20 protein-coding genes are annotated in these 22,235 nt (G+C 61.4%); 9 read left to right on the plus strand and 11 right to left on the minus strand.

What is annotated here, in order from left to right:
- Positions 1 to 41: 41 nt before the first annotated feature.
- Together ACMHYJ_RS11255 and mobF are read left to right on the plus strand one after the other, a co-directional pair.
- Positions 42 to 1,472 (plus strand): hypothetical protein, encoded by a 1,431-nt coding sequence (locus tag ACMHYJ_RS11255; protein WP_414246268.1) that lies wholly within the window; start codon positions 42 to 44, stop codon positions 1,470 to 1,472.
- Between the two features lie 208 nt (positions 1,473 to 1,680).
- Positions 1,681 to 4,575, plus strand: coding sequence for a MobF family relaxase (gene mobF, locus ACMHYJ_RS11260; protein ID WP_414246269.1), 2,895 nt, complete (start codon positions 1,681 to 1,683; stop codon positions 4,573 to 4,575).
- A 533-nt stretch (positions 4,576 to 5,108) separates the two neighbouring features.
- Here the strand turns inward: mobF and ssb are convergent.
- The 6 genes from ssb to ACMHYJ_RS11290 all read right to left on the minus strand — a co-directional run bounded on the left by ssb (position 5,109) and on the right by ACMHYJ_RS11290 (position 10,230).
- A complete protein-coding gene (ssb, locus tag ACMHYJ_RS11265) occupies positions 5,109 to 5,597 on the minus strand; it encodes a single-stranded DNA-binding protein (protein WP_414246270.1) in 489 nt (162 codons plus the stop codon).
- An 84-nt stretch (positions 5,598 to 5,681) separates the two neighbouring features.
- Positions 5,682 to 6,089, minus strand: coding sequence for a DUF6573 family protein (locus tag ACMHYJ_RS11270; RefSeq protein ID WP_368649512.1), 408 nt, complete (start codon positions 6,087 to 6,089; stop codon positions 5,682 to 5,684).
- A gap of 583 nt (positions 6,090 to 6,672) precedes the next feature.
- Entirely contained in the window at positions 6,673 to 7,089 is a 417-nt protein-coding gene (locus tag ACMHYJ_RS11275) for a DUF6573 family protein (protein ID WP_368649513.1), read from the minus strand.
- Positions 7,090 to 7,239: 150 nt separating this feature from the next.
- Complete coding sequence (locus ACMHYJ_RS11280) at positions 7,240 to 7,770, minus strand: JAB domain-containing protein (RefSeq protein ID WP_368649514.1); 531 nt, start codon at positions 7,768 to 7,770, stop codon at positions 7,240 to 7,242.
- A gap of 565 nt (positions 7,771 to 8,335) precedes the next feature.
- The gene (locus tag ACMHYJ_RS11285) at positions 8,336 to 8,638 is read right to left on the minus strand and encodes a helix-turn-helix domain-containing protein (protein WP_368649515.1); all 303 of its coding nucleotides are present in this window, start codon (positions 8,636 to 8,638) and stop codon (positions 8,336 to 8,338) included.
- Positions 8,639 to 9,315: 677 nt separating this feature from the next.
- Positions 9,316 to 10,230, minus strand: coding sequence for a Dam family site-specific DNA-(adenine-N6)-methyltransferase (locus ACMHYJ_RS11290; RefSeq protein ID WP_368649516.1), 915 nt, complete (start codon positions 10,228 to 10,230; stop codon positions 9,316 to 9,318).
- A 13-nt stretch (positions 10,231 to 10,243) separates the two neighbouring features.
- Here ACMHYJ_RS11290 and ACMHYJ_RS11295 point away from each other — a divergent pair, with 13 nt between their 5' ends.
- A complete protein-coding gene (locus ACMHYJ_RS11295) occupies positions 10,244 to 11,134 on the plus strand; it encodes a hypothetical protein (protein ID WP_368649517.1) in 891 nt (296 codons plus the stop codon).
- A gap of 76 nt (positions 11,135 to 11,210) precedes the next feature.
- On the opposite strand, the gene ACMHYJ_RS11300 is transcribed toward ACMHYJ_RS11295, so the two are convergent.
- A complete protein-coding gene (locus ACMHYJ_RS11300) occupies positions 11,211 to 11,474 on the minus strand; it encodes a transcriptional regulator (protein ID WP_414246271.1) in 264 nt (87 codons plus the stop codon).
- 873 nt (positions 11,475 to 12,347) lie between these two features.
- Here ACMHYJ_RS11300 and ACMHYJ_RS11305 point away from each other — a divergent pair.
- Together ACMHYJ_RS11305 and ACMHYJ_RS11310 are read left to right on the plus strand one after the other, a co-directional pair.
- Entirely contained in the window at positions 12,348 to 12,572 is a 225-nt protein-coding gene (locus ACMHYJ_RS11305) for a helix-turn-helix transcriptional regulator (RefSeq protein WP_414246272.1), read from the plus strand.
- Positions 12,573 to 12,674: 102 nt separating this feature from the next.
- Positions 12,675 to 12,923 (plus strand): helix-turn-helix transcriptional regulator, encoded by a 249-nt coding sequence (locus ACMHYJ_RS11310; protein WP_414246273.1) that lies wholly within the window; start codon positions 12,675 to 12,677, stop codon positions 12,921 to 12,923.
- Here ACMHYJ_RS11310 and ACMHYJ_RS11315 read toward each other — a convergent pair.
- Both ACMHYJ_RS11315 and icd read right to left on the minus strand, forming a co-directional pair.
- On the minus strand, positions 12,908 to 14,122 hold the full coding sequence (locus ACMHYJ_RS11315; RefSeq protein WP_414246274.1) for a tyrosine-type recombinase/integrase: 1,215 nt from the start codon (positions 14,120 to 14,122) through the stop codon (positions 12,908 to 12,910). The genes ACMHYJ_RS11310 and ACMHYJ_RS11315 overlap by 16 nt on opposite strands.
- Positions 14,123 to 14,294: 172 nt before the next feature.
- A complete protein-coding gene (icd, locus tag ACMHYJ_RS11320) occupies positions 14,295 to 15,551 on the minus strand; it encodes an NADP-dependent isocitrate dehydrogenase (RefSeq protein ID WP_414246275.1) in 1,257 nt (418 codons plus the stop codon).
- Positions 15,552 to 15,662: 111 nt separating this feature from the next.
- Here icd and ACMHYJ_RS11325 point away from each other — a divergent pair, with 111 nt between their 5' ends.
- The 3 genes from ACMHYJ_RS11325 (at position 15,663) to ACMHYJ_RS11335 (ending at position 18,245) form a co-directional block, all read left to right on the plus strand.
- Complete coding sequence (locus tag ACMHYJ_RS11325) at positions 15,663 to 16,094, plus strand: DUF1841 family protein (protein ID WP_414246276.1); 432 nt, start codon at positions 15,663 to 15,665, stop codon at positions 16,092 to 16,094.
- An 8-nt stretch (positions 16,095 to 16,102) separates the two neighbouring features.
- Positions 16,103 to 16,960: an AAA family ATPase gene (locus tag ACMHYJ_RS11330; protein WP_414246277.1), complete on the plus strand. Its 858-nt coding sequence runs from the start codon at positions 16,103 to 16,105 to the stop codon at positions 16,958 to 16,960.
- A 115-nt stretch (positions 16,961 to 17,075) separates the two neighbouring features.
- Entirely contained in the window at positions 17,076 to 18,245 is a 1,170-nt protein-coding gene (locus ACMHYJ_RS11335) for a vWA domain-containing protein (RefSeq protein WP_414246278.1), read from the plus strand.
- A gap of 117 nt (positions 18,246 to 18,362) precedes the next feature.
- On the opposite strand, the gene ACMHYJ_RS11340 is transcribed toward ACMHYJ_RS11335, so the two are convergent.
- Positions 18,363 to 19,691, minus strand: a complete 1,329-nt coding sequence (locus ACMHYJ_RS11340; RefSeq protein ID WP_414246279.1) for an aspartate aminotransferase family protein — start codon at positions 19,689 to 19,691, stop codon at positions 18,363 to 18,365.
- A 183-nt stretch (positions 19,692 to 19,874) separates the two neighbouring features.
- Here ACMHYJ_RS11340 and ACMHYJ_RS11345 point away from each other — a divergent pair, with 183 nt between their 5' ends.
- Positions 19,875 to 21,329 (plus strand): PLP-dependent aminotransferase family protein, encoded by a 1,455-nt coding sequence (locus ACMHYJ_RS11345; RefSeq protein ID WP_414246280.1) that lies wholly within the window; start codon positions 19,875 to 19,877, stop codon positions 21,327 to 21,329.
- Here ACMHYJ_RS11345 and ACMHYJ_RS11350 read toward each other — a convergent pair.
- On the minus strand, positions 21,269 to 22,228 hold the full coding sequence (locus tag ACMHYJ_RS11350; RefSeq protein ID WP_414246281.1) for a LysR family transcriptional regulator: 960 nt from the start codon (positions 22,226 to 22,228) through the stop codon (positions 21,269 to 21,271). The two genes, ACMHYJ_RS11345 and ACMHYJ_RS11350, sit on opposite strands and share 61 nt — an antisense overlap.
- Positions 22,229 to 22,235: the final 7 nt, after the last annotated feature.

Here is a 22,235-nt window from a genome sequence, read left to right on the forward strand (position 1 = left end):
CTGGATTTCCGTACAATCTTCATACCAATAAGGAGAAGAGCATGGGGGAAGCACGTCGGCGCGGCAACCGCGAGCAACGCGAAAGGGAAGCGATTAAACGGAACAAACGCGAATTGGCCGAAGCGATGGGCATGGCGGACGACGACCCCACCCGGCAAGCACTGAAAGCCGGACTCAAACCGTTCCTGGACCGTATGACGCCCGAGCATTGGCAGCAGCGCCGGGATGCGGTGCTTGGTTACCTGAGGGAGCGCGTGAACGGTCCCAAGCTCGCCGAGGCTCAGTCTATACGCGTGCGCGAGGACGAAATGGGCTGGTACCTCTTCTTGTGCGACCAGGCGATTAACGATCCGCTCTGTACGGATGTAAGCCAGTCACAGCGTATCCTTCCATTCTTTGCCGGCCTCGGTGCCAGATGGCAGCACGCCCACCGCGTGGTCGGGATTGAGCGCAAACTGGACGAATTATTGAAGGAGCACCGCAAGCAGCCCGACGGGCTTTTCTTTGAGGTGCTGGTATCGCTTGCCTACGCCGAAGAAGGCTGGGACGTGACGTTCATCGAAGAAGGTCAGGATAAGACTCCAGACATGCGTATCGTGCGCGGAGATCAAGAGTTTTTCGTCGAGTGCAAACGCATGGATCGCACAACCGGTTACTCGGAGAAGGAGCGCAACCAATTTCTACGCTTGTGGGATGCTGGTCATCATATCCTGCTCGAAAAACATCAATGGGTGTGGTTCAAGGGCACTTTCCACGTAGATCCTGCCGAATTGCCCGACAACTTCCTGCTGGATCTCTGGCAATCGTCTCTGCCGATCGGATCGGGCGAGCGAGTTCTGATGGACAACGATCAGGCGACGATCAAGGCTCGCCTGATCAATCAAGCGAGAGTTCGCCGACATATGGGAGAGTTTCGCGTGAAAGCTTACTCGCCCATGCTGACACAGGTGATCGGCGGCGACTGGGCACCTGAAGACGCATCGGTCACGCTCTTCCCGCTTGTCAAGTCCGGGTACGTGAACGGCTGCGACGTGCCGGAACTCGGCATGTACGTCGAGGATGTCTTGTTTGCGTGCGGCTTTACACGGAACTTCGACTCCGAGATGTCGATTGAAAAAAAGGCGAAAGACATCAAGAAACTGCTCTCAGATGCCGTGAAGCAGGTGCCTCGTGATAAACCGTCGATCATCCACCTAGCCGCTGAAACGATGGAGGGCGCCGATGTAGAGCGCCGTCGGACCGAGAAGCTTCTCGTTGGCATGCCAGACTTTGATTTTGGCGATGCACCTGTTGCGTTGGTCCGGTTCCATCGGCTACACGCCCACCAGCGTGCCTCCATACTCTTCGAACTCGACGAGACAGTCGACGACCTCCGAGTGCAGGGCATCGTCCCGTCACAGGTGCCGCGCACAGTCGTGGCACCGCAGAACTCCCCGATGCAGCACGGGGCACACTGGAACCTGTATCCCTGACGCTATCCCCAAAGTTTCGGGCATGGATCAATTCTAGGCAGTAAAGCCGTTGTGGCAAGAGCTACGACCGTAGTTGGCCGAAATCAGACATCCACAGTTATCGTGGACAACCCTGTGTAATCTCGCCCCTCCTTCTCCCAACAGCCTGCATCGACGCACCTTTCGCGTCCGCTGGCTTTTTTTAATCATCCCCCATCCCGGAGTCTCCATGATCTCGCACAGCCAGATCTATCGGGTCCGTGCAGCCCTCGCTACCCACTACTATGCCGACCAGGCCGATGACTATTACAGCCGCGATGGCAGCGCCGCGACCTGGCAAGGCGAAGGTGCCCGCCGCCTGGGCGCGGTCGGTGCCATTGACCCGGCCCGCTTCAAAGCCATGCTCCAGGGCGATTTTGGGCACGGCATCACCGCTGGTCAATCCGTGCGCAAGGACGCCAAGGCCCGCGCCGCGCTGGACCTGACCTTTGGTGCGCCCAAAAGCATCACCTTGCAGGCGCTGATCGGCGGTGACGACCGCCTGATCCAGGCCAATGATGATGCTGTATCCACGGCGCTGGCCTATGTAGAAAAGCACCTGGCGATGGGCCGACGCAAGGAAGGCGGCAAATCCCGCGTGGAACACACCGGCAATCTGATCATCGCCAAATTCCGCCACGAAACCGCACGGCCCACGGAAGGCGCGGCCCCCGATCCCCATTTGCATATCCACGCCCTGCTGATGAACCTGACGCAGCGGGTCGATGGTCAATGGGTGGCGCTGTCCAACGAACAGATTTTCCAACTCCTGCGCGTCACGGACTCCATCTACCAGGCCACGCTGGAACGCAACGTCCGGGCGCTGGGTTACGCCGTGCGCCATGAGAAAAACCATATCGAACTGGCGCACATCAGCCGCCAGCAGATCGAGTTTTTCAGCAAACGCAGCACCGGCATCACGGCGGAACTGTCTGCACGGGGCACCAGCCGCGACCAGGCCCCCCATGCACTGCGCCAGGGCATCAACCTGGCCCACCGGCAAGCCAAGGCCCAGGACATGAGCCGCACCGCATTGCATCAGACCTGGAAGGAAGCCGCTGCCGCCATCGGCATCCAGTTTGGGCAGGCGGGGCCACAGGCCCAGCCGCAACATGAAGCGGATCAATCGTCCTCACTGGTGGCCCAGGCATCGTTAACCTGGGCCATTTCGCATCTGGCCGAACGCGAATCGGTCATGCCCTTGGCCGATCTGCTGCAACAGGCCGTGCGCCATGCCGGAGGCCATACCGATGTGACCAGCATCCAGGCCGCCATCCAGGCACAGGTCCAGGCAGGCACCCTGATCCGCGAAGCGCCCCACTACCGCAGCACCCAGGACACCCAGGCGGCACCCATGATCCGTGAGGGCTGGGCCGCAGAGGTCGTGCGCCTGGACGGGTCGTCCCATGAGTCTGCCTTGCAGCTCGTAGACCAGGCCATCGCCCAGGGACGGCTGCTGATGGAAAGCCCGCGCTACGCGACCCGGCAGGCGCATGAAGCCGAATCCCGCATCCTGGCGGCGGAACAAACCGGACGCGGCGCCTGGCTGGCTGCCCTGCCCGCCCAGGCCATCGAACCAGGGCTGGATACCCGCCTGACCGCTGGACAACGTGAGGCGGTCATGCTGATCACCACAGACGCCGACCAGATCAGCGGCATCCAGGGGCTGGCCGGGACGGGCAAATCCTTCGCGCTGCAAAACGCCCAGACAGTGCTACAACAGCACAACCGGACTTTGGTGGCGCTGGCCCCCTACGGCAACATGGTGCGCAACCTGCGCAAAGATGGCGTCCAGGCCAATACCGTCGCCTCGGTGCTGGCCGCCCGTGACAAACGCAGCTTCACGGACCGCCTGGGGCCGCACACCGTGGTGGTCATTGATGAGGCCGGGGTGGTGCCCGTGCGCCAGATGGACAAACTGCTGGCGCTCATCCAGCCCACCGGCGCGAAGGTGGTGCTGCTGGGCGACACGGCACAGACCAAAGCCATTGAGGCGGGCCGTGCCTTCGCCATGATGCAGGAACATGGCATGAAAGCCGTACTCATGGGCGACATCCAGCGCCAGCGGTCCGAACGGCTGCGCCAGGCCGTGCAACTGGCCGCCACTGGCCAGGCCAGCCAGTCCCTGCCGCTGCTGGATCAGGTACTGACCATCCCCGATCAGTTCAGCGTGGATGAACACGGCCACAAGACCCGCGACAGTTCTGGCCGCTATGAGGCCATCGCCCAAGCCTATGTCTCTCTGCCTGAGCGCGAACAGGCCAGTACGCTGGTCGTCACCGGCACCAATGCCTCGCGCCAGGCCATCAATGCCCGCATCCATGCGCTGCGCGGTCTGGAGGGCAAGGGCCAGTGTTACCAGCTGCTGGCCCGCCATGACACCACCCGCGCCCAGCGCAGCGTGGCCCGCTACTACACGGTGGGCGATATCGTGGTGCCCGAACGGGATTACCAATGCGGCCTGAAACGCGGCGAACGCTATCGCGTCATCGGCATGCCCCAGCATGACCGCATCACGGTGGCCACCCTGCGCACGGACGCAGCCAACCAGCCCCCCATCGACATCATCCCCAGGACGATGAGCCGCCTGTCGGTGTATCACCTGAACGAATCGGAGTTATCCGTAGGGGATCAGGTCCGCATCACGCGCAATGATGCCCGCCATGACTTGGTCAACGGCCAACTGGCCAAGGTGGTCGAGGTCCATGCCGACCGCATCACCATCGCGGCAGGCAACCGGCACATCACCCTGGCCGCCGACCAGCCGCTGCACCTAGACTATGCCTATACCAGCACCGCACACAGCGCCCAGGGGCTGACCTGCGACCGGGTGCTGTACAACGCGGAAAGTTTCAGCCGCACCACGGCCCAGGACACCTATTACGTCAGTATTTCGCGGGAACGGCATGCCGTCACGGTATTCACCGACGATGCGGAAAAACTGCCTGAACGGGTGGACCGGCAGGGGTACAAGGGCTTGGCGCATGACCTGGTGCAGTCGCAGATGGCGCACCCCATCATGCAGCCGCATGACCCGCAAACCGCCCTCGATGCGCAGCCGGCCCCTGCCCTCGAAATCGAATGACGCCAGACTGTCTGCCATCCGTCCCCACGATGTCGCGCTGAAGTCTCCAGGCAGTATTGACCATGTCCTGCGCGTGTCGCGGCAATGTCGCGGTCTTGTCCCCCTCATGTCCCAAGGGTGTCTCTAACTCGACATCTACCCAGATAGCACACCCGTCTACGGCGCTTTAGGCCACGGCTGCGGCCGACATTTTCGCTGATAGATCAATGCTTTAGGTGATTCCAGTGCCCTATGTGTTCCACAATCCCGGATTCAGCCCAATCCCCGCAAACCCTTGGTGGGCAAGGCTTTCCGGCTCCCCGCCAGGGGTGCGTCATGTGTGGGACGTTTAAGGCCACAAATGAGCGCCAGCGAATTTGGGGACAAACGGCCCAGCCTGACCGGAAACCGGGCAGGCAGCGTCACACAGCAGGGACCCAGGCGCAGCCTGGGACACGCGCACCAGGCAGACAGAAACCCACTACCAAAGCACGGCAACGGGCAGACGCAAAAAGGGCCGCAAAAGCGGCCCAGGGATGGAAGGTCAGACGGGATTAGAACGGGATGTCCATATCATCGGCCTGATCGCTGGCCGCAGGCTGCGCGGCAGGTGCGGCACCGCGCCCACTCCGTTTGCGCGACTGAGCGGGCTTGCTGGTCTTGGGGCCATCCTGGCCCACATCGTCACCCGCAGCCGGGCCACCGTCACGGCCACCCAGCATCTGCATCTGGTCGGCCACGATTTCGGTACTGTACCGATCCGCGCCGGTTTCCTTGTCCTGCCATTTGCGCGTTTTCAGACGGCCCTCGATGTAGACGGAACGGCCCTTTTTCAAATACTCGCCCGCGATTTCAGCCAGGCGGTTGTAGAACACCACTCGATGCCATTCTGTTTCCTCGCGCTTCTCGCCCGTGGCCTTGTCCTTCCATTGGGTCATCGTGGCAATCGAAGCATTGCAGATCGCGGCACCGTCCGGGCTGTAGCGCACTTCGGGATCGCGGCCCAGGTTGCCGATGATGATGACTTTGTTGACTGATGCCATGGTGTTTCTCCTTGCTTTCCGTGGTTGGGATTTCAGCGACAGCCGCTGTCAATGCTCCGCGCCGCGAAGCATTGGCCGGGGTTGTCAGTCCTCGTTGGGCTGGCTAATCGTGATGACCGGCTCACCGGCATCCCCGGCACCGATGCGCATGGTCAGCACCGCGCTACGCGGACGGATGCCCCGGCCGTCGCGTGGCACCCGCAGCACTTCAAAGGCGCAGCACCCAGCCCCTGCCGCCCGCCGTGCGGCCCGGTGCGCCATCCACACCACATCCCACAAGCGCCCCGCCTCGTCCTGGCTCGTCGCCTTGCGCCGGTCGGTTTCTTCGGTCCACTCCACACAATCGGCCCAGGCGGCGCGGGTCATGGCGACCGGCACCGAAAACCCGGCTTCGCGGGCCGTCGTGGTCACGTCCACCAGCACACCATCTGCCACCGCCTGGGCGCGGCTGTAGGCATGGATCAGGTCTGATGCTTCAAACAGCTTGTTCATGGTTTCCATCCTTCAAAAAAGCCTTTTGGGGCTGGTTTTTCTGCTGACCGGATTCGAAGATTCTTGAGCCGGATCGTTGATGCGATGTGGGGGGATTGATCCTGACTCCCGGTGTTGCCGCCGTCTTTCGTGAGTCCCGTCGCCGTGCCGATCTGGACCATGCAGCGGCCTGCCGGAGAGGGTCGTGGAATAAATGGAGGGGACCCGCGCAGCGGGGAGGCAGCCGTTTATGCCGCGAAAGCCCTCGGAGGCTGGACGCGGAGTGGTACACGTCGGCGGTTTAGGCGGCGGGACTTACGAAAGACGGGGATGTCGGCAGTAGCGCGGATCTGTCGCCCCGCATCGGCTGCGCGGCGAGCGCCCCTAGTCGCGCCCGCACGGGCGCGGCTCCATCTGCGGCCAGCGGCCGCCTGGCAAGCGAAGCGCGCAGCGCCGCAAGGCGCGAAGGCATAAGGGATGGAAGCCCGCCAGGGTCAAGACCCGGCATGGGGCTCGATGCGCAGCACGACAGCCCGGCCCCGACGCCTATGGCGGCGGGGGCACGGACACTCCATGCAGAGGGGGATCGCAGTCATGCAGCCGGTCAGGCGGCAGAATAGTCGGCTTCGCCAGCCAGGCTAATGGTGATGATGGGCATATCGTGTTCATCCATTCCGCTATGCAGGGCAAGCGTCGTCACTTCGGCTACGGTGTGCTCGGCCCCTGCCGGAACCCGATAAAACCGCATCAGCGCCACGCCTTCAGGGTCCAATTCCGACGCCAATACGGCGCGTTCATTCAACTCGCGCAGCAAATCATGCAAGCGGCAGTCTTCAGTTTCGTGGGATGCCGTGGTGTCCGCCCATTCCACGCAATCCTGCCAAGCTGCGCGGGTAATCGCCACCGGCACCCGAAAGCCAACGCGGCCAGCCTGGCGCGTAATATCTATCAATCGGCCATCGCGGATAGCCTGCGCCCTACTGCTCAAGCGGTCGCCGTTGCCGACTTCATAGGTGTTCATGGGGTGACCTCCTGTTGAAAAAGGGAATGGGCCTGACTGGCTGACCGGATTCGAGGATGCTTGTGCCGGATGGCCCTTCTCCCATGCGGGGTGGCGCGGCCTGCCCGCCCTGGCACAGGGCGGGGCCGCAGCCCCACCCTGCTGACCGCCTTACACTTGGCCGCGTTCGGCCAGGGAAACCGCCTGGGTCGCGGCGACCACAACATGATCCAGCAAGCGGATGTCCACCAGGGCCAGCGCCTGCTTGAGTTGCCGCGTCATGCTCACATCCGGGGCGCTGGGTTCGGCCAGCCCCGACGGGTGGTTATGCGCCATCAGCAGCGCGGCGGCATTCACACGCAAGGCCGTTTTCACAATTTCGCGGGGGTAGATGCTGGCATGGCACAGCGTCCCGAAGGCCTGTTCGATGTAGCGAATCGGCTTTAACTGCGCGTCCAGATACAGGAACGCCGCACACTCATGGCCCAGCCCGGCCAGCTTCGCCTGAAAGAACTGCACCACCCGCGCAGGCTGCGCCATCGGATTGGACACAGAAATCAGGCTTTCAGCAGCCACCCGGCCAGCGGCCAGGATCTGATCGTCGGTTGCAAGCTTGTAGCGCCCGCTGGGGCTGCGCACGTACAAAGGGTGTGCGTCGTTCATGTTGTCATAGCTCAGCGCGGCAGTGCTGTTCGTCTTCATGGGTGCTTTCTTTCTCCTTTCGGGGTTGATCGGCTACCGGGGCCGAAGATTCTGAGCCTGGACGTAGGTTTTGCGGTATTCGCAGTTCTACGCTTGGCTAGATTTGCCACCGTTGCCATGAGTTCGTCGCCTTGCCGCGCTGAATCACGAAGGGACGACCGGAAAGGGGCGGGCACGCAAGCCGCAGCCCGAAGGCGAACGAAGAGAGACGAAGGGACCGGGTGAGTACCCGGCAACGCGCACCCCTTGCAGAAAGGAGCGCAGTGATACAGTCGGCGTTTTGGGCGGCGAGATCAGGGCAATGGCTGCCCGCGCCGTGGAGATGGACTGCGGATACCGGCCGCGCGGCGAGCGCCGCTACCGGACGGAGGACGGTCTGAATACGACACATCCAAAAACCCTAAAGCCATGGGCTCCGCGCCCATCTTCATCTTGATATGGAATCCTTCAATGGTACCGTCAACATGGAGAAGCACCATACACGCACAGTCACCTGATATATGTACACGGGAAAGTGGCGAAACGATGTTACAAACTCATCAATGTCTACCAAAAATACGGCACTTCATCTACCTAGCTCGCTGATAAATACCAGCACCTCGGCCTGCATAGTCCTTGTCAGCCTGTGGTACTTGACCAGCAGCAATGCCTCATCGTCAGTCACGGCATAGAAGAAAGAAGGAGGCACGTCCAGCACTTCGGCAATCCGACTGATAGTCCCGAAGTCGGGGACGTGTTTTCCCCTCTCATACTGGTTCATCCTAGCACTGGCTGACATTTCATCGATCCCTGCCAGAACTCCCAGCTTTTCCTGAGATAACGCTGCTTCCTTTCGTGCCTCCCTGAGGCGCCTTCCCACAAGACCCATATCCCACCCCTCAAAAACTAAGATGTTCTTAGTGTTTAAATTCGTTTACACTAAGGATTCCTTAGCCATGAGTGCAAAGCATTCATCCAGGATCCCCCCGAAAGGCAACCTGACCAGAAAGGGATATTTGGGCAGCTTAACTGCAGGGGGAGACGGCAAACACGATGACTAGGCGTCGGGAGCTTATTACTGACCCTGTTGAGCATACACAGACCCGGCACCTAATAATGCCAAGACATCAGCCAAGATTTTCTGGCTAATACTTACTGCAAGCGCCAGTGATTGTAAAAGCGCATTCACTTATCAAGCACGCGCCTAGCACACTGAAAAGATTCAAAGCGATGCTCATGGAAAAATTGCTCTTTTCAACGCCCAAATGACGGTTCAGCCACAACAACGGAGAACACCAATGTCAAAATATCTTGGTCCCAAAGAAGAGCGTCAGCGTCTCTGTCTTCAACTTCTCCTACATGCAGCTCTCCACGACTTGGAGATCCCACTCAACGAAAAGACGGTCTTCGAACTATGTACCGAGCTGAATCTCTCTGGCGTCACGCACGAGAAGCGCGTGCAGTTACTCCTGAGAGAAGCTACCAGACTAATCGTTGAAGGCAGAAGAAAACTCTGAAGCCCCGATTTTGCCCAACCAGCCTCGCCTCCTACAGAGCGCTTCTTCGTTAGTAGGTCAAAAGCAGACGATCCTCGACATAGTGCCCCTCTGCTGTTTGATCCTTCAGCTGATAGCGTTTCAACATTGAAGAGCCCAGGCGCACCATCACCTGGCGCTCAAACAGACCCTCAATAGTTGGCAATTCGACCGTTTTTCCGCCAGACTTTTTTGTACCGTCGATGCTCAGCGCCACATATACGCCGCGTTTCTTACAGTCAGCAATGGACTCAAGAAGGCGCGGGTAGCTGAAACCTTGAGCTCCATAAAGGATTGCTTGACTGTCGACATACGGTGGGTCCAGGTAGACCATATCCCCTGCTTTGGCCTGCTTCATCGTCTCAGCGAAGTCAGCGTGCTGGAAACGAGCGCTCCGCGTACGGGCAGCCCAAATGCGTGCACGGTCGGCAAAGTTTTCTGGAGGCATGGGCTTATGAGGGCCGCAGGGCGTAGACATGTAACCATCGCTTTTGCGAAAGCGCACTACTCCACCGTAGCATACGCGCGAAAGAAACAATAAGTCGGCACCGTTGGCACCGGCATTGTAGCTGGCTAGAACTTGGCTGTAGGCCTCTTGCTTGCCTAACTTGGCGATCAGAGCATAGCGCTCAGCGTACCATTCAATGAGAGCATCAGTATCGTCGTGTAACTTCGTCCAAATTTCGATGAGAGGCTTAAAGGAGTCACCGGCAACTGCCTGCTTGGGCGCCAGCTTAGCCAGCACAGCTCCGCTACCGACGAAGGGCTCAAAGTAGGTGCCAAAGGACTTCGGGAAATTGTAGATAATTTCTGTAGCAAACTTTTGTTTGTTTCCAATCCACTTCAGCAATTGCCCCTTGAGCGGAGGCAGACTAGGCTGAACGCTTGCCTCTATAGTGCTGTCGAACAGCTGAGTTTGTGTATAGTTATCGGTGTGAATAAACATAAGGAAACAATTTATGAGAGCACATCCAGCTTTCCAAGGCCAGAACAAGGCATTTTGGGCACATGTTCGCAGCATCTCGGAAGCTCAAGGTTACACTAGACGCGGTGCCGACGCTATCAAGAAACTGGATGCAGCCGGTATTGTTGCTGCTTTTCGAAAACTAGGATTGTCCAGCACGCACCTCGTGGCCAACGGCAAGCTGACCGAACTCGGCACCAAGCTATGTGAGTACTTCGAGTACCGAGCTAATTTGCTGGACAACTTTGTGCAGCCGAGGCTCATGGATGCCGCTCGTGCAGAGAGGGTCTACAACGAATTGAAGGCTAAGCTAAAGCCAAGGCTTGCCGCGACAATGAACAAGCAGTCGGGTGCGATGAAGAAGGTCGCCTACTTGACGGGATTGGTAAACATGATCGTGGAAGACATCGTTGGCAGTGACGGCTTCAACTCTGACCCAAGACAGCTAACGACTTTTACCAAGGACTCGATGCCGCTAAGGACATTGTCACGGCGTGTGGACGGCGCGTTTCCTAGCGTGGTCAATCCTATCGCCATTTGGGAAATCAAGGAATACTACTACACCACCACTTTTGGCAGTCGCGTAGCTGATGGCGTATATGAGACGCTTCTTGACGGCATGGAACTTGAGGAAATGCACGAGCATGAGGGTCGCCGCGTCGAGCACCTGCTCTGTCTCGACGCCCGCTATACCTGGTGGGAATGCGGCCGCAGCTACCTATGCCGTATCGTGGACATGATGAACATGAACTATGTTGACGAGGTGCTGTTCGGTTACGAGGTTGTTGAGCGACTCCCAGTACTCGTACGAGAATGGGTCGCTAGGGAGAAGGCGGAGGCTGGCTGTGCGCCCCGAAGTTGCCCCCCGCGCGCCCAAAGAACCTGACTTGCCCTAACTACCGTGCACTCAGGCTATAAACACTAAACCGATTAATCAGGGCATCCTCTCTTCCATTCTACCTTCAATCCCCACCCCGTAATTCCGGCCAAATCTGCCACCAGTCATCCGGACGCAACTGCTTCCGGGTGACCTCCCCCCCCGTCACTTCCTCGATCTCCACGCAGCGGATGATCGGCACCGGGCGGGTACCTGACGCCCAACCGCTGACCACGGGCACCGGCACGCCCAGCTTCTTGGCGAGCTTGGTCATCCCACCCATCACGGCACAGGCTTCACGGACTGGTTGAAAATCGGGCATATCCTTCCATAACCATGTCATCGACATGGATTTTATTAGATAAATCAGCTATTTGGATGTGACGAAGCTTGAACGTTTTCGGCTGTTTTGTGAGGCAAAAGTTCAGCGGCCGACGGCGAAGTTGTAACAGCGGGTCAAATGACGACGCCCATACACGTGACACATCCTGAACCGACCTGAACCAAACATTTGTCGATCCCCTCTAGGGGCGATCAAGGATTGTATGACACCCTTACAACGTCAAATAGTCACAGGCAAAAACAATTTGCCTCGATCTGGTATCACCCCCAGACGGAACGATTCGTTAAGCTCATCCATCTTCTAGTAAAACCCGGAAATGCTTGAAAAATCAATCATCTTATTGCCTATTGACAAGTATTATTCGATTGATAACAATAGACCCCATCTGCACCAGGCAGACCGGCTCTTTAACAAGCAAAAATCGATGAATACTGCGCCCTGCCCGATTACGCGGCACGCGATTGCGCAGCAACCTGTAACGCATCGGGGTTGAAGGAAAACCGATGAAATCCACCAATCGCAGCCAGCCCCTCGCGTGGGGCGCGGATGACTGCGTGCGGCGGGGACTTCCCTTCGCAGGAAGCGCCCGGTGCATTCATCCGAATGCCCAACATCAGGGATGGCGACGTAATCCCTTGACGACAGCGAGAAAGACCGCAGTCCCTGGCATCCAGACGAGCCGCCACCGGCGGGCCAGCGTCTGGCCCTGCCGGGGATGATCCAAGCACCCGACCCCCATCGCGGCATCTTGGCGGGTCGGCCTCCAGGGCTCCGGCGAGCCCGCTTTGGCCGATGTCCGGCACAAGGCATCGACCAAAGCACACAAATTCACCCCATCACTCAGCCTGGCACGTTCACCAGCATCAGAAGGATCGACGCATGACGATGACAAGCACCTTGACCGCTCAGTTTCCCCAACCACCCACCGGCACCACCCTGCTCTATCGCATCTGCGTGGCAGAACGCAAGCTGGGCGTGTCGCGCTCCACCATCTATCGGCTGGTCAACGAAGGTCAGCTGGAACTCATCAAGATCAGCAAGCGCTCCAGCCGCATCACGGCAGCCAGTCTGCATGCGCTCATCGAGCGCAGCAAGGCTGCCTGAAACAGCCCCAGACCACGCTGGCGCTGCATTCCGCCTCCGCAAAGCGCCGGCTGCAATCCCTACGCAGTCGCAGTCACCCATGCATGACAGAAGGATCGATCCATGGACACACCGCCACACACTCCCGCAAACACCCGGCCACTCTTCGCCTCCAACACCCTGGTCCGCGTGCCCGATATCTGCCGCAACCCCAAGACTGGTCAGCCAGGCATTCTGCCGATCAGTCGATCCACCTGGTACGAATGGGTCAAGCAGGGGATCGCACCACCGGGTATGCGGATCGGCGGCCGCACCGTCGTGTGGCGCCTGTCCGATATTCAGGCGATGGCAAAAGCTCAGTCTGGCCGCTGAGCCAGCCGATCCAAATGATCCGCCAGAAACTGTAGGGCATCCCGGCGCTCCTGACCCAGCTCAGCATGGTTGTATGCGGCCTCTACCTGCCCCCTGGGGGCATGAGACAGCAGCAGCTCAACCACCTCGGACCGGAAGCCGTGCTCTCGCAGCAGCGTGGCCGCTGTGCCACGAACGCCATGCGGCGCAAATCCCTGGACACCAAAATCGATTCGTTTGAAAAAGTGATTCAGGCTGGCCTCGCCCATAGGGGCGATACGGCCACTGCTGGTATAGATGGTCGGAAAGACGTAATCCTGGTGGCCTGTCATGGGCTGCAATGCCTGCAGCAAGGCCACCGCCTGGCGGGGCAGATAAACCCGATGGCGTTTGCGCATCTTCATACGCTCGGCGGGGATATCCCAGATTCCAGTCGTCAGATCGAATTCTGCCCAGTGGCTGCGGATCAACTCGCTTTTACGAACCATGGTATAGAACAGCATCTGCGCGGCCACCAGGGTCGTGAAATGAGCGCCCTGGCGCGGGATCTGTCGCCAGAGCCGACCGACCTCTGCCTCCAGCAGGTGCTTGTGGTGGGTGCGCTTGGGCACGCTGATCGCACCACGCACCATCAGGGCCGGGTTGGAATCGGCGACCAGATTGCGGATCGCGTAGTTGTAGATGCGCTGAATGAGCGACCGCACACCTTCTGCCGTGACGGCTGTGGTGCGCAAAGGCTCCAGAACATCCAGCACCTCACGGGGTGCCACAGCGGCCAGCGGACGACCACCGATTGCAGGGAAAACATGGCTTTCCAGCCAACGCAATTGCTGCGCTCGGTAGGCGGCAGAACGATAGAACAGGGTTTCTTCGACCCATTTCCTGGCATAGGTCTCGAACGTCAGCTGATCAGAAGGGGCATCACCCCTGCTCCCGGGCCGACTCTGTCGGCTAGCCTTGGGGTTCTCGCCCTTCAGCACTTTGTCCATCAGTTCGGCATGGATCTGCCGGGCATCCTTCAACGAAACCGTCGGGTAACGCCCGATGGTGATCTTGTCCCGACGGCCTTCGAAATGAAACTTGTAGCGCCAGACCTTCGTACCCGTAGGTAATACCTCCAGATACAGCCCACCGCCATCCGTCAAGGCATAGGGTTTGTCCTTGGGTTTGGCGGCATTGATGACGACGGGGCGCAGCGCATAGGCAAAAGCACGAGACATGGGGCCATGGTCCTGAAATTTTGGGGCCATGATAGCAAATATGGCCCCAAACTATGGCCCCAAACCGATGCGATGGCCCCGGATTTAGCCATACCCCACCGGACACAAAAAAGCCCCGCTCTCCTATGAAAACGGGGCCTTTCCAGACCTCAATGAATCAGTCGAAAACCGATTACATATTGTCGATCATCACCTGGCCAAAACCGGAACACGACACTTGCGTGGCGCCCTCCATCAGGCGGGCAAAGTCGTAGGTGACTTTCTTGGACAGGATGGATTTGCCCATGCTGCTGATGATGAGGTCGGCGGCTTCGGTCCAGCCCATGTGGCGCAGCATCATTTCGGCGGAGAGGATTTCAGAGCCCGGGTTGACGTAGTCCTTGCCGGCGTATTTGGGCGCCGTGCCGTGGGTGGCTTCGAACATGGCCACGGAATCCGACAGGTTGGCGCCCGGGGCGATGCCGATGCCCCCCACCTGGGCGGCCAGGGCGTCGGAGACATAGTCGCCATTGAGGTTCAGCGTGGCGATGACGTCGTATTCGGCCGGGCGCAACAGGATTTGTTGCAGGAAGGCGTCGGCGATGGAATCCTTCACCGTGATGTCGCGGCCGGTCTTGGGATTCTTGAATTTGCACCACGGGCCGCCATCGATCAGCTGGGCGCCGAATTCTTTTTGCGCCAGGGCATAACCCCAGTCGCGGAAACCGCCCTCGGTGAACTTCATGATGTTGCCCTTGTGCACCAGGGTGACGGTGGGGCGGTCGTTGTCGATGGCGTACTGGATGGCCTTGCGCACCAGGCGTTCGGTGCCTTCGCGCGACACCGGCTTGACGCCGATGCCGGACGTGGCCGGGAAGCGGATTTTATTGACGCCCAGCTTGTCCTGCAGGAATTCGATCAGTTGGCGGGCCTTGTCGGACTCGGCCTCGAATTCGATGCCGGCGTAGATGTCTTCCGAGTTTTCGCGGAAGATGACCATGTCGGTTTTCTCGGGCTCGCGCACGGGCGACGGCACGCCGGAGAAATAGCGCACCGGGCGCAGGCAGACGTACAGATCCAGCTGCTGGCGCAGGGCCACGTTGAGCGAACGGATGCCGCCGCCCACCGGGGTGGTCAGCGGGCCCTTGATGGACACGACATAGTCGCGCACGGCTTCCAGGGTTTCGTCGGGCAGCCAGACATCCGGGCCATAGATTTTGGTGGATTTTTCGCCCGCATAGACTTCCATCCAGTGGATCTTGCGCTTGCCGTCGTAGGCCTTGGCCACGGCGGCATCCACGACCTTCAGCATCACCGGGGTGATATCCTGGCCCGTGCCATCGCCTTCGATGTAGGGGATGATGGGTTCATCGGGGATATTAAGGGAAAAATCGGCATTGACCGTGATTTTCTGACCACCGGCCGGGACCTTGATGTGCTGATAGGACATGAGTGCTCCAGTGTTGCTGGGGTTGTTGTTCAAAAAGAGAGGATTTAAGTCTTATATAAGAGTTTAACGTAAAATCGGGTTCATCCAAGCACTCGATACTGTAGCACCACTATGTTCAATCCATCCAAAGAACAGGCCCGGCTTTTCTTCATCGATGCCTGGCGCAAGCGCCGCGAAGGCGGCGTGCTGACGCCCCTGGAAACCATGGCGGCCGACCTGGTGGAACGCCACCCCGAATACCACGAGGATCTGCAACGGCCTGACGCCACCGACCGCGATTATCCGGTGGAGGCAGGCCGCACCAATCCATTCCTGCATCTGTCCATGCACCTGGCCATCCAGGAGCAGCTGTCCATCGACCATCCGCCGGGCATCCGGGCCGCCTGGACGGCCTTGATCCAGACCCGCGACGAACACGAAGCCGTCCATCTCATCATGGAGGCCCTGGGCGAAGTCGTCTGGGAGGCCCAACGTCTGGGCAAGCCCCTGGACAACGACCATTACCTCGACCTGATCCGCCGCCACGCCAGCCGCACCCACTGACACACACCATGACCCAGACCGCACAACCCACCCCCCAGCGCTTCGAAGGCACCGACCAATACGTCGCCACCGACGCCTTGAAAATGGCCGTCAACGCCGCCCTGACCCTGCAGCGTCCCCTGCTGGTCAAGGGTGAACCGGGCACCGGCAAAACCCTGCTGGCCGAAGAAGTCGCCCGCGCGCTGGGCCGCCCCTTGCTGCAATGGCACATCAAATCCACCACCAAGGCCCAGCAGGGGCTGTACGAATACGACGCGGTGTCACGCCTGCGGGATTCACAGCTGGGCGAGGCCCGGGTGCACGACATCCGCCACTACATCGTGCAGGGGGTTCTGTGGCAGGCCTTCGTCGCCGACACGCCCAGCGTGGTGCTGATCGACGAAATCGACAAAGCCGATATCGAATTCCCCAACGATCTGCTGCGCGAACTGGATCGCATGGAATTCCACGTCTATGAAACCCGCGAGACCATCCGCGCGCGCCACCGGCCCCTGATCCTGATCACGTCCAACAACGAAAAAGACCTGCCCGACGCCTTCCTGCGCCGCTGCTTTTTCCACTATATTGATTTTCCCGACCGCGCCACCCTGGCCGACATCGTGGCGGTGCATTTTCCGGCTTTGCGCCAGGATGTGCTGTCGGCGGCCCTGGATGCCTTTTTTCATTTGCGCGAAGTCCCCGGCCTGAAAAAACGCCCCTCCACCTCCGAATTCCTGGACTGGCTGCGGCTGCTGCTGGCCGAATCCATCGCGCCGCAAACCCTGAATCAGGACGCCGTCCCGCCGCTGGCCGGGGCCTTGCTGAAAAACGAGCAAGACCTGTCCCTGCTGCGCCGCCTGGCCATGCTGGGCCAACGGGGCCGCTGAATGCAGCGCTCCCGCGTCCAGCACCGGCCGGCTTGTCCGCCGGAGGCCCGCCGCCGCGCGCACTGCGGCCTGTGTCCGCCGGCTGGCCACCCAGCCGCTCACGCCGGGGGCCGGCATGCTGATTGATTTCTTCACCCAGTTGCGCGCCGCCGGCATCCCGGTGTCGATCCAGGAATTCCTCAGCCTGCTGACGCTGTTGCGCAGCCCGGCCGCCCCACTCAGCACCGAGGATTTCTACCATCTGGCCCGCCTGGCCCTGGTCAAGGACGAAACCCGCTACGACCGCTATGATCGCGTATTTGCCGCGTTCATCGGTCAGTTGCAGGCCCAGGCGGGCGACCCGGACATCCCCGCCGACTGGCTACGGCAAACCTTGCGCAGGCACCTCAGCGCGGAAGAAAAAGCGGCCCTGGAAAAACACGGCTGGGATCGCCTGATGGCGATGCTGCGCGAACGCCTGGACGAACAGAAAGAACGCCACGCCGGCGGCAGCAAATGGATCGGCACAGGGGGCTCGTCCCCCTTCGGCCACGGGGGCTATCACCCGGAAGGCATCCGCATCGGCGGGCCATCGGCGGGCAACCGCACGGCGGTCAAGGTCTGGGAACAGCGCCAGTACCGGGATTACGACGACCAGCAGACGCTGGGCACGCGCAACTTCAAGATGGCGCTGCGCCGCCTGCGCCGCTTTGCCCGCCAAGGCGCCGCCACCGAGCTGGATATGCCCGGCACGATCCGGGGCACGGCGGAGCAGGCCGGCCTGCTGGATCTGCAATGGATGCCCGAGCGCCACAATACAGTGAAAGTGCTGATGCTGCTGGACGTGGGCGGCAGCATGGACGACCACATCGCCCGGGTCGAGTCCCTGTTTTCCGCCGCCCGCAGCGAATTCAAGCACCTGGAAGTGTTTTATTTCCACAACTGTCCGTATGAATCGGTCTGGCGGCACAACAGCCGCCGCCGCGAGGCGCGCCTGGACACCTGGGATCTGCTGCGCAGCTATGGCCAGGACTGGCGGCTGATCCTGGTGGGGGATGCGTCCATGAGCCCCTACGAGCTGCTGTACCCGGGCGGCTCAGTCGAACACCACAACCCCGAAACCGGGGCCGCGTGGCTGCAGCGGATACTCGGCCATTGGCCGCACGCCCTCTGGCTGAACCCGGAACCCGCCGGATCCTGGCCTTACCGGCAGTCCATCGCCATCGTGCGCGAACTGATGCACGACCGCATGGTGGGCATGACCCTGGAAGGACTGGAACAAGGGATGAAGCAATTGTCGAAATAAGCGGGCGGGCGACACGCGCCCCGCCTGCCGCATGTCCGTCTGGACGATCGCCCGCCATGAGCGGGAGCGGGCTGTCCGGCGAAGACGCGAATCAACCGCCGGGGAGGCCGCGCCCCCTCAATCCACCGTTTTCAGCACCGCCGCCAGGGTATCGAAAATCCGGGCGATTTCGTCTTCCGAGATGATCAGCGGGGGTGAAATCGCAATGATGTCGCCGGTATAGCGCACCAGCAGCCCCTGGTCGAAGCATTTGGCGAAGACTTCGGCGGCGCGCGCGCCCGGGGCGCCCTCGCGCGGGGCCATTTCGATGCCGGCAACCAAACCCAGATTGCGGATGTCAATGACGTGCGGACTGCCTTTCAGGGCATGGGCGGCGGCCTCGAACGGCGCCGCCAGGCGGGCGGCGCGCTGGAACAAGCCCTCGTCGTGATAGACCCCCAGCGTGGCCCGCACAGCGGCGGTGGCCAGCGGATGGGCCGAATAGGTGTAGCCGTGGAAAAATTCGATGCCGGCGGCGCTGGCTTCGATGATGGCGTCGTGCACCGAGCGCCGCACGGCCACCGCGCCCGCCGGAACGGCAGCGTTGCTGATACCCTTGGCCATGGTAATGAGATCGGGCGTAACGCCGAAGAATTCGCTGGCGGTGGCCGCGCCCAGGCGGCCGAACCCGGTGATGACTTCGTCGAAAATCAACAGGATGCCGTGCTTTTCAGTGATGGCGCGCAGCCTTTCCAGGTAGCCCTTGGGCGGCAGCAGCACGCCCGTGGATCCCGCCAGCGGCTCGACGATCACGGCGGCAATGGTCGAGGCGTCGTGCAGCGCGATGATGCTTTCCAGCGCATCGGCGAAGTGCTCGCCGCCCCAGGCGGGCTGGCCATGCGACCAGGCATTGTGCGCCAGGTCGTGCGTATGCGGCAGGTGATCCACCCCCGGCAGCAAGACCCCGGAAAACGCCTTGCGGTTGGGGGAGATCCCGCCCACCGATATCCCGCCGAACCCCACCCCGTGGTAGCCGCGCTCACGGCCGATCAGGCGGGTGCGCTGGCCTTCGCCCCGGGCGCGGTGATAGGCCACGGCGATTTTCAGGGCCGTGTCCACGGATTCGGAACCCGAATTGGTGAAAAACACCCGATCCAAGCCCTCGGGCATCAAGGCCGCGACATCCGCAGCGGCACGGAAGGCGTCTTCATGCCCGATCTGGAAGCTGGGCGCGTAGTCCAACTGGCTGGCCTGCCGCGTGATGGCCTCCACGATGGGCCGGCGCGCATGGCCGGCATTGACGCACCACAGGCCCGAGGTGCTATCCAGCACCTGATGGCCGTCGCCCGCGGTGTAGTACATCCCCTGAGCCGCAGTCAGCATGCGGGGATGCGCCTTGAACTGGCGATTGGCGGTAAACGGCATCCACAAATTGGACATGTCCGGGGTTTTCTTCACTTCTTGCATGACAGCCTCTCAGAGCAGGGTTTCGGAGACCAAGGATTCGGTAGGCCCATTCTGGCGTGGCCGACCCGCGAAAACCAGACACGGTGACAGAATTTCTGGATAACTGTACAGTTGAAATCCAGATCACTGTATTGAATACTGAATCGACTTGAATCCCGATCCCATTCACCCCAGCGACCCGCCATGATTTTCTTCACCCCCGACCGCCGACGCAAAGAAGCACCCAGCCTGGTGGATCAGGTGGTCGCGGCGCTGGAAAAAGCCATCCGTCAGCGCATCCTGCGCCCGGGCATGGCGTTGCCCTCCATCCGCCAATTCTCCCGGGATCACGGCATCAGCACGTTCACGGTCACGGCCGCCTACAACCGCCTGGCGGCACGCGGGCTGGTGCAGTCGCAGCCGGGCGCCAATTTCCGGGTCAGCCGCCAGAAACCCGCCGCGCCCAGCACCGTGCCCCAATGGGTCAGGCCCCGCATCGGCTCGGCCTGGCTGCTGGCGGATGTCTTTGCCGACCACTCGATTGCGATCAAGGCGGGGTGCGGGTGGCTGCCGCCCGATTGGCATGACGCCGCCGGGCTGCCCCCCGCGCTGCGGCAAATCAGCCGGGTTCCCGTCGGCCAGATATCCGCCTACGGGCATCCGCTGGGCTACCACCCCCTGCGCGAACACCTGGCCCAACGCCTGCAAACGCACGGGCTGGCCGTGGCGCCCGGCCAAATCCTGCTGACCCACGGGGCCACCCAAGCGCTGGACATCGTGGTGCGCACGCTGCTGCGGGCGGGCGACCATGTCGTGGTGGAATCGCCCGGCTACGCCAACCTGCTGCAGATCCTCGCCCTCAGCGGGATCGTCGTGCATGCCGTGCCCCGAACGCGCGAAGGCATTTGCGCGGACACGCTGGAAAAACTGGCATCCCGGCACCCGATCCGCATGATTTTCGTCACCACCGTCCTGCAAAACCCCACTGGCGCCAGCTTTTCGATGCCCGGCGCGTTTCGCCTGCTGCAGCTGGCCGAGCGCCACGATTTCCTGGTCGTCGAGGACGATGTCTCACGCGACCTGCTGCCGGAGCCCGCCCCTTTGCTGGCGGCGCTGGCCGGCGTCAGCCGGGTCATTCATATCTCGGGCTTTTCCAAGAACGTGACGCCGTCCATCCGGGTGGGCTACCTGACCTGCGCCCAGCCCTTGGTGGAAGAATGCACCCGCACCAAAATGTCGCTGGGGCTGACCTCCGCCGAACTGATGGAGCGCGCCGCTTTCCACGTCCTGCGCGACGGCCGCCACAACACCTATCTGCGCGGCATCCGCGAACGCCTGCACGAAGCCCACGACCACGTCGCGGCCGCGATGCGCGCGCACGGATTCGAGGTCTGGACCGAACCCGGCGCCGGCCTGTTCCTGTGGGCCAGGCCACCGTTCCCCCCACCACGCGACGGCATGCTCGGCCTGGCGGCACGCGCCCTGGAAGCCGGCATCTGGCTGGCCCCCGGCAGTTATTTCGACCCCGAAGGCCGGGAGACCAACTGGCTGCGCTTCAATGTCGCCTACAGCGCCAGCCCGCGCCTGTGGCGATTTTTTCAGGAGGAACGGGCGGCGGCCTCGCCATCGAACCCGCCGGCGAAGACTTCCAGGAGATAATCCAGCAATACCCGGACGTTGCGCGGCGCGCGGGCCGAATACGGCCGCAAGGCAAAGATCGTGCGCCCAAAGGTATTCACAGGCCGCCAGTCCGGCAGGAGCGGCACCAGCGCCCCCTCGCGCACCGCCTGCTGCGCGGAAAAATCCGGCAGGACGGCGATGCCCAGCCCGGCACAGGCCATGTCCCGCAGCACTTCGCTGTTGTTGGCCACGAAACAGGGCTGGATGGGCACCGTCACCGACGCCGCCGGCGAGGCGGCCCGGCCGGGCTGAAACACCCAGTTGGCCACCCCCTGCTGGCGGGGATAGTGCAGCTGGCTGTGGCCTTTGAGATCTCCGGGGTTGCGGGGCGTGCCCTGGCGCGCCAGGTAGGCGGGACTGGCCAGCAGCAGTGCGCGGGTCGGGCAAAGCACCCGCGCCACATAGGTATCCGGCGGGACTTCGATGTGGCGCAAAGCCAGATCGAACCCTTCGGAGGTCAGCGAGACCAGGCTGTCCCGCATATCCAGCTCAAGACGAATCCGGGGATGACGCCGCATGAATTCCGGCAGGCACGCCACCAGCTGCTGGCGCGCAAACGCCACCGGCGCAGTGATCCGCAACAGCCCGGCGGGCGTGGTGGAGAGATCCCGCACCTCGGCGAAACTCTGGGCGATATGCAGATAGGCATCGCGGGTGTCGTCCACCAATTGACGCCCGGCATCGGTCAGGCGCACCGAGCGCGTGGTGCGCAGCACCAGCGGCACCCCCGCGGCGGCTTCGAGCTCGGCCACCCGCTGGCTCATGGCGGCCTTGCTGACGGCCAGCCGCCGGGCGGCCGACGTAAAACTGCCTTGTTCCGCCAGGACATTCAGCCAGTGTATGTGCGGCCACAGCCGATCAATGTTCTTGTAATCCATACTATCA

Origin of the sequence: Castellaniella hirudinis, from assembly GCF_047468865.1 — a bacterium.
Lineage (GTDB): Bacteria > Pseudomonadota > Gammaproteobacteria > Burkholderiales > Burkholderiaceae_B > Castellaniella > Castellaniella hirudinis_A.

Bases quoted from the DNA above. Each gene is read 5' to 3' on its own strand.
- ACMHYJ_RS11255 (WP_414246268.1), top strand. From the start codon at position 42: ATGGGGGAAGCACGTCGGCGCGGCAACCGCGAGCAACGCGAAAGGGAA.
- mobF (WP_414246269.1), top strand. From the start codon at position 1,681: ATGATCTCGCACAGCCAGATCTATCGGGTCCGTGCAGCCCTCGCTACC.
- ssb (WP_414246270.1), bottom strand. From the start codon at position 5,597: ATGGCATCAGTCAACAAAGTCATCATCATCGGCAACCTGGGCCGCGAT.
- ACMHYJ_RS11270 (WP_368649512.1), bottom strand. From the start codon at position 6,089: ATGAACAAGCTGTTTGAAGCATCAGACCTGATCCATGCCTACAGCCGC.
- ACMHYJ_RS11275 (WP_368649513.1), bottom strand. From the start codon at position 7,089: ATGAACACCTATGAAGTCGGCAACGGCGACCGCTTGAGCAGTAGGGCG.
- ACMHYJ_RS11280 (WP_368649514.1), bottom strand. From the start codon at position 7,770: ATGAAGACGAACAGCACTGCCGCGCTGAGCTATGACAACATGAACGAC.
- ACMHYJ_RS11285 (WP_368649515.1), bottom strand. From the start codon at position 8,638: ATGGGTCTTGTGGGAAGGCGCCTCAGGGAGGCACGAAAGGAAGCAGCG.
- ACMHYJ_RS11290 (WP_368649516.1), bottom strand. From the start codon at position 10,230: ATGTTTATTCACACCGATAACTATACACAAACTCAGCTGTTCGACAGC.
- ACMHYJ_RS11295 (WP_368649517.1), top strand. From the start codon at position 10,244: ATGAGAGCACATCCAGCTTTCCAAGGCCAGAACAAGGCATTTTGGGCA.
- ACMHYJ_RS11300 (WP_414246271.1), bottom strand. From the start codon at position 11,474: ATGTCGATGACATGGTTATGGAAGGATATGCCCGATTTTCAACCAGTC.
- ACMHYJ_RS11305 (WP_414246272.1), top strand. From the start codon at position 12,348: ATGACGATGACAAGCACCTTGACCGCTCAGTTTCCCCAACCACCCACC.
- ACMHYJ_RS11310 (WP_414246273.1), top strand. From the start codon at position 12,675: ATGGACACACCGCCACACACTCCCGCAAACACCCGGCCACTCTTCGCC.
- ACMHYJ_RS11315 (WP_414246274.1), bottom strand. From the start codon at position 14,122: ATGTCTCGTGCTTTTGCCTATGCGCTGCGCCCCGTCGTCATCAATGCC.
- icd (WP_414246275.1), bottom strand. From the start codon at position 15,551: ATGTCCTATCAGCACATCAAGGTCCCGGCCGGTGGTCAGAAAATCACG.
- ACMHYJ_RS11325 (WP_414246276.1), top strand. From the start codon at position 15,663: ATGTTCAATCCATCCAAAGAACAGGCCCGGCTTTTCTTCATCGATGCC.
- ACMHYJ_RS11330 (WP_414246277.1), top strand. From the start codon at position 16,103: ATGACCCAGACCGCACAACCCACCCCCCAGCGCTTCGAAGGCACCGAC.
- ACMHYJ_RS11335 (WP_414246278.1), top strand. From the start codon at position 17,076: ATGCTGATTGATTTCTTCACCCAGTTGCGCGCCGCCGGCATCCCGGTG.
- ACMHYJ_RS11340 (WP_414246279.1), bottom strand. From the start codon at position 19,691: ATGCAAGAAGTGAAGAAAACCCCGGACATGTCCAATTTGTGGATGCCG.
- ACMHYJ_RS11345 (WP_414246280.1), top strand. From the start codon at position 19,875: ATGATTTTCTTCACCCCCGACCGCCGACGCAAAGAAGCACCCAGCCTG.
- ACMHYJ_RS11350 (WP_414246281.1), bottom strand. From the start codon at position 22,228: ATGGATTACAAGAACATTGATCGGCTGTGGCCGCACATACACTGGCTG.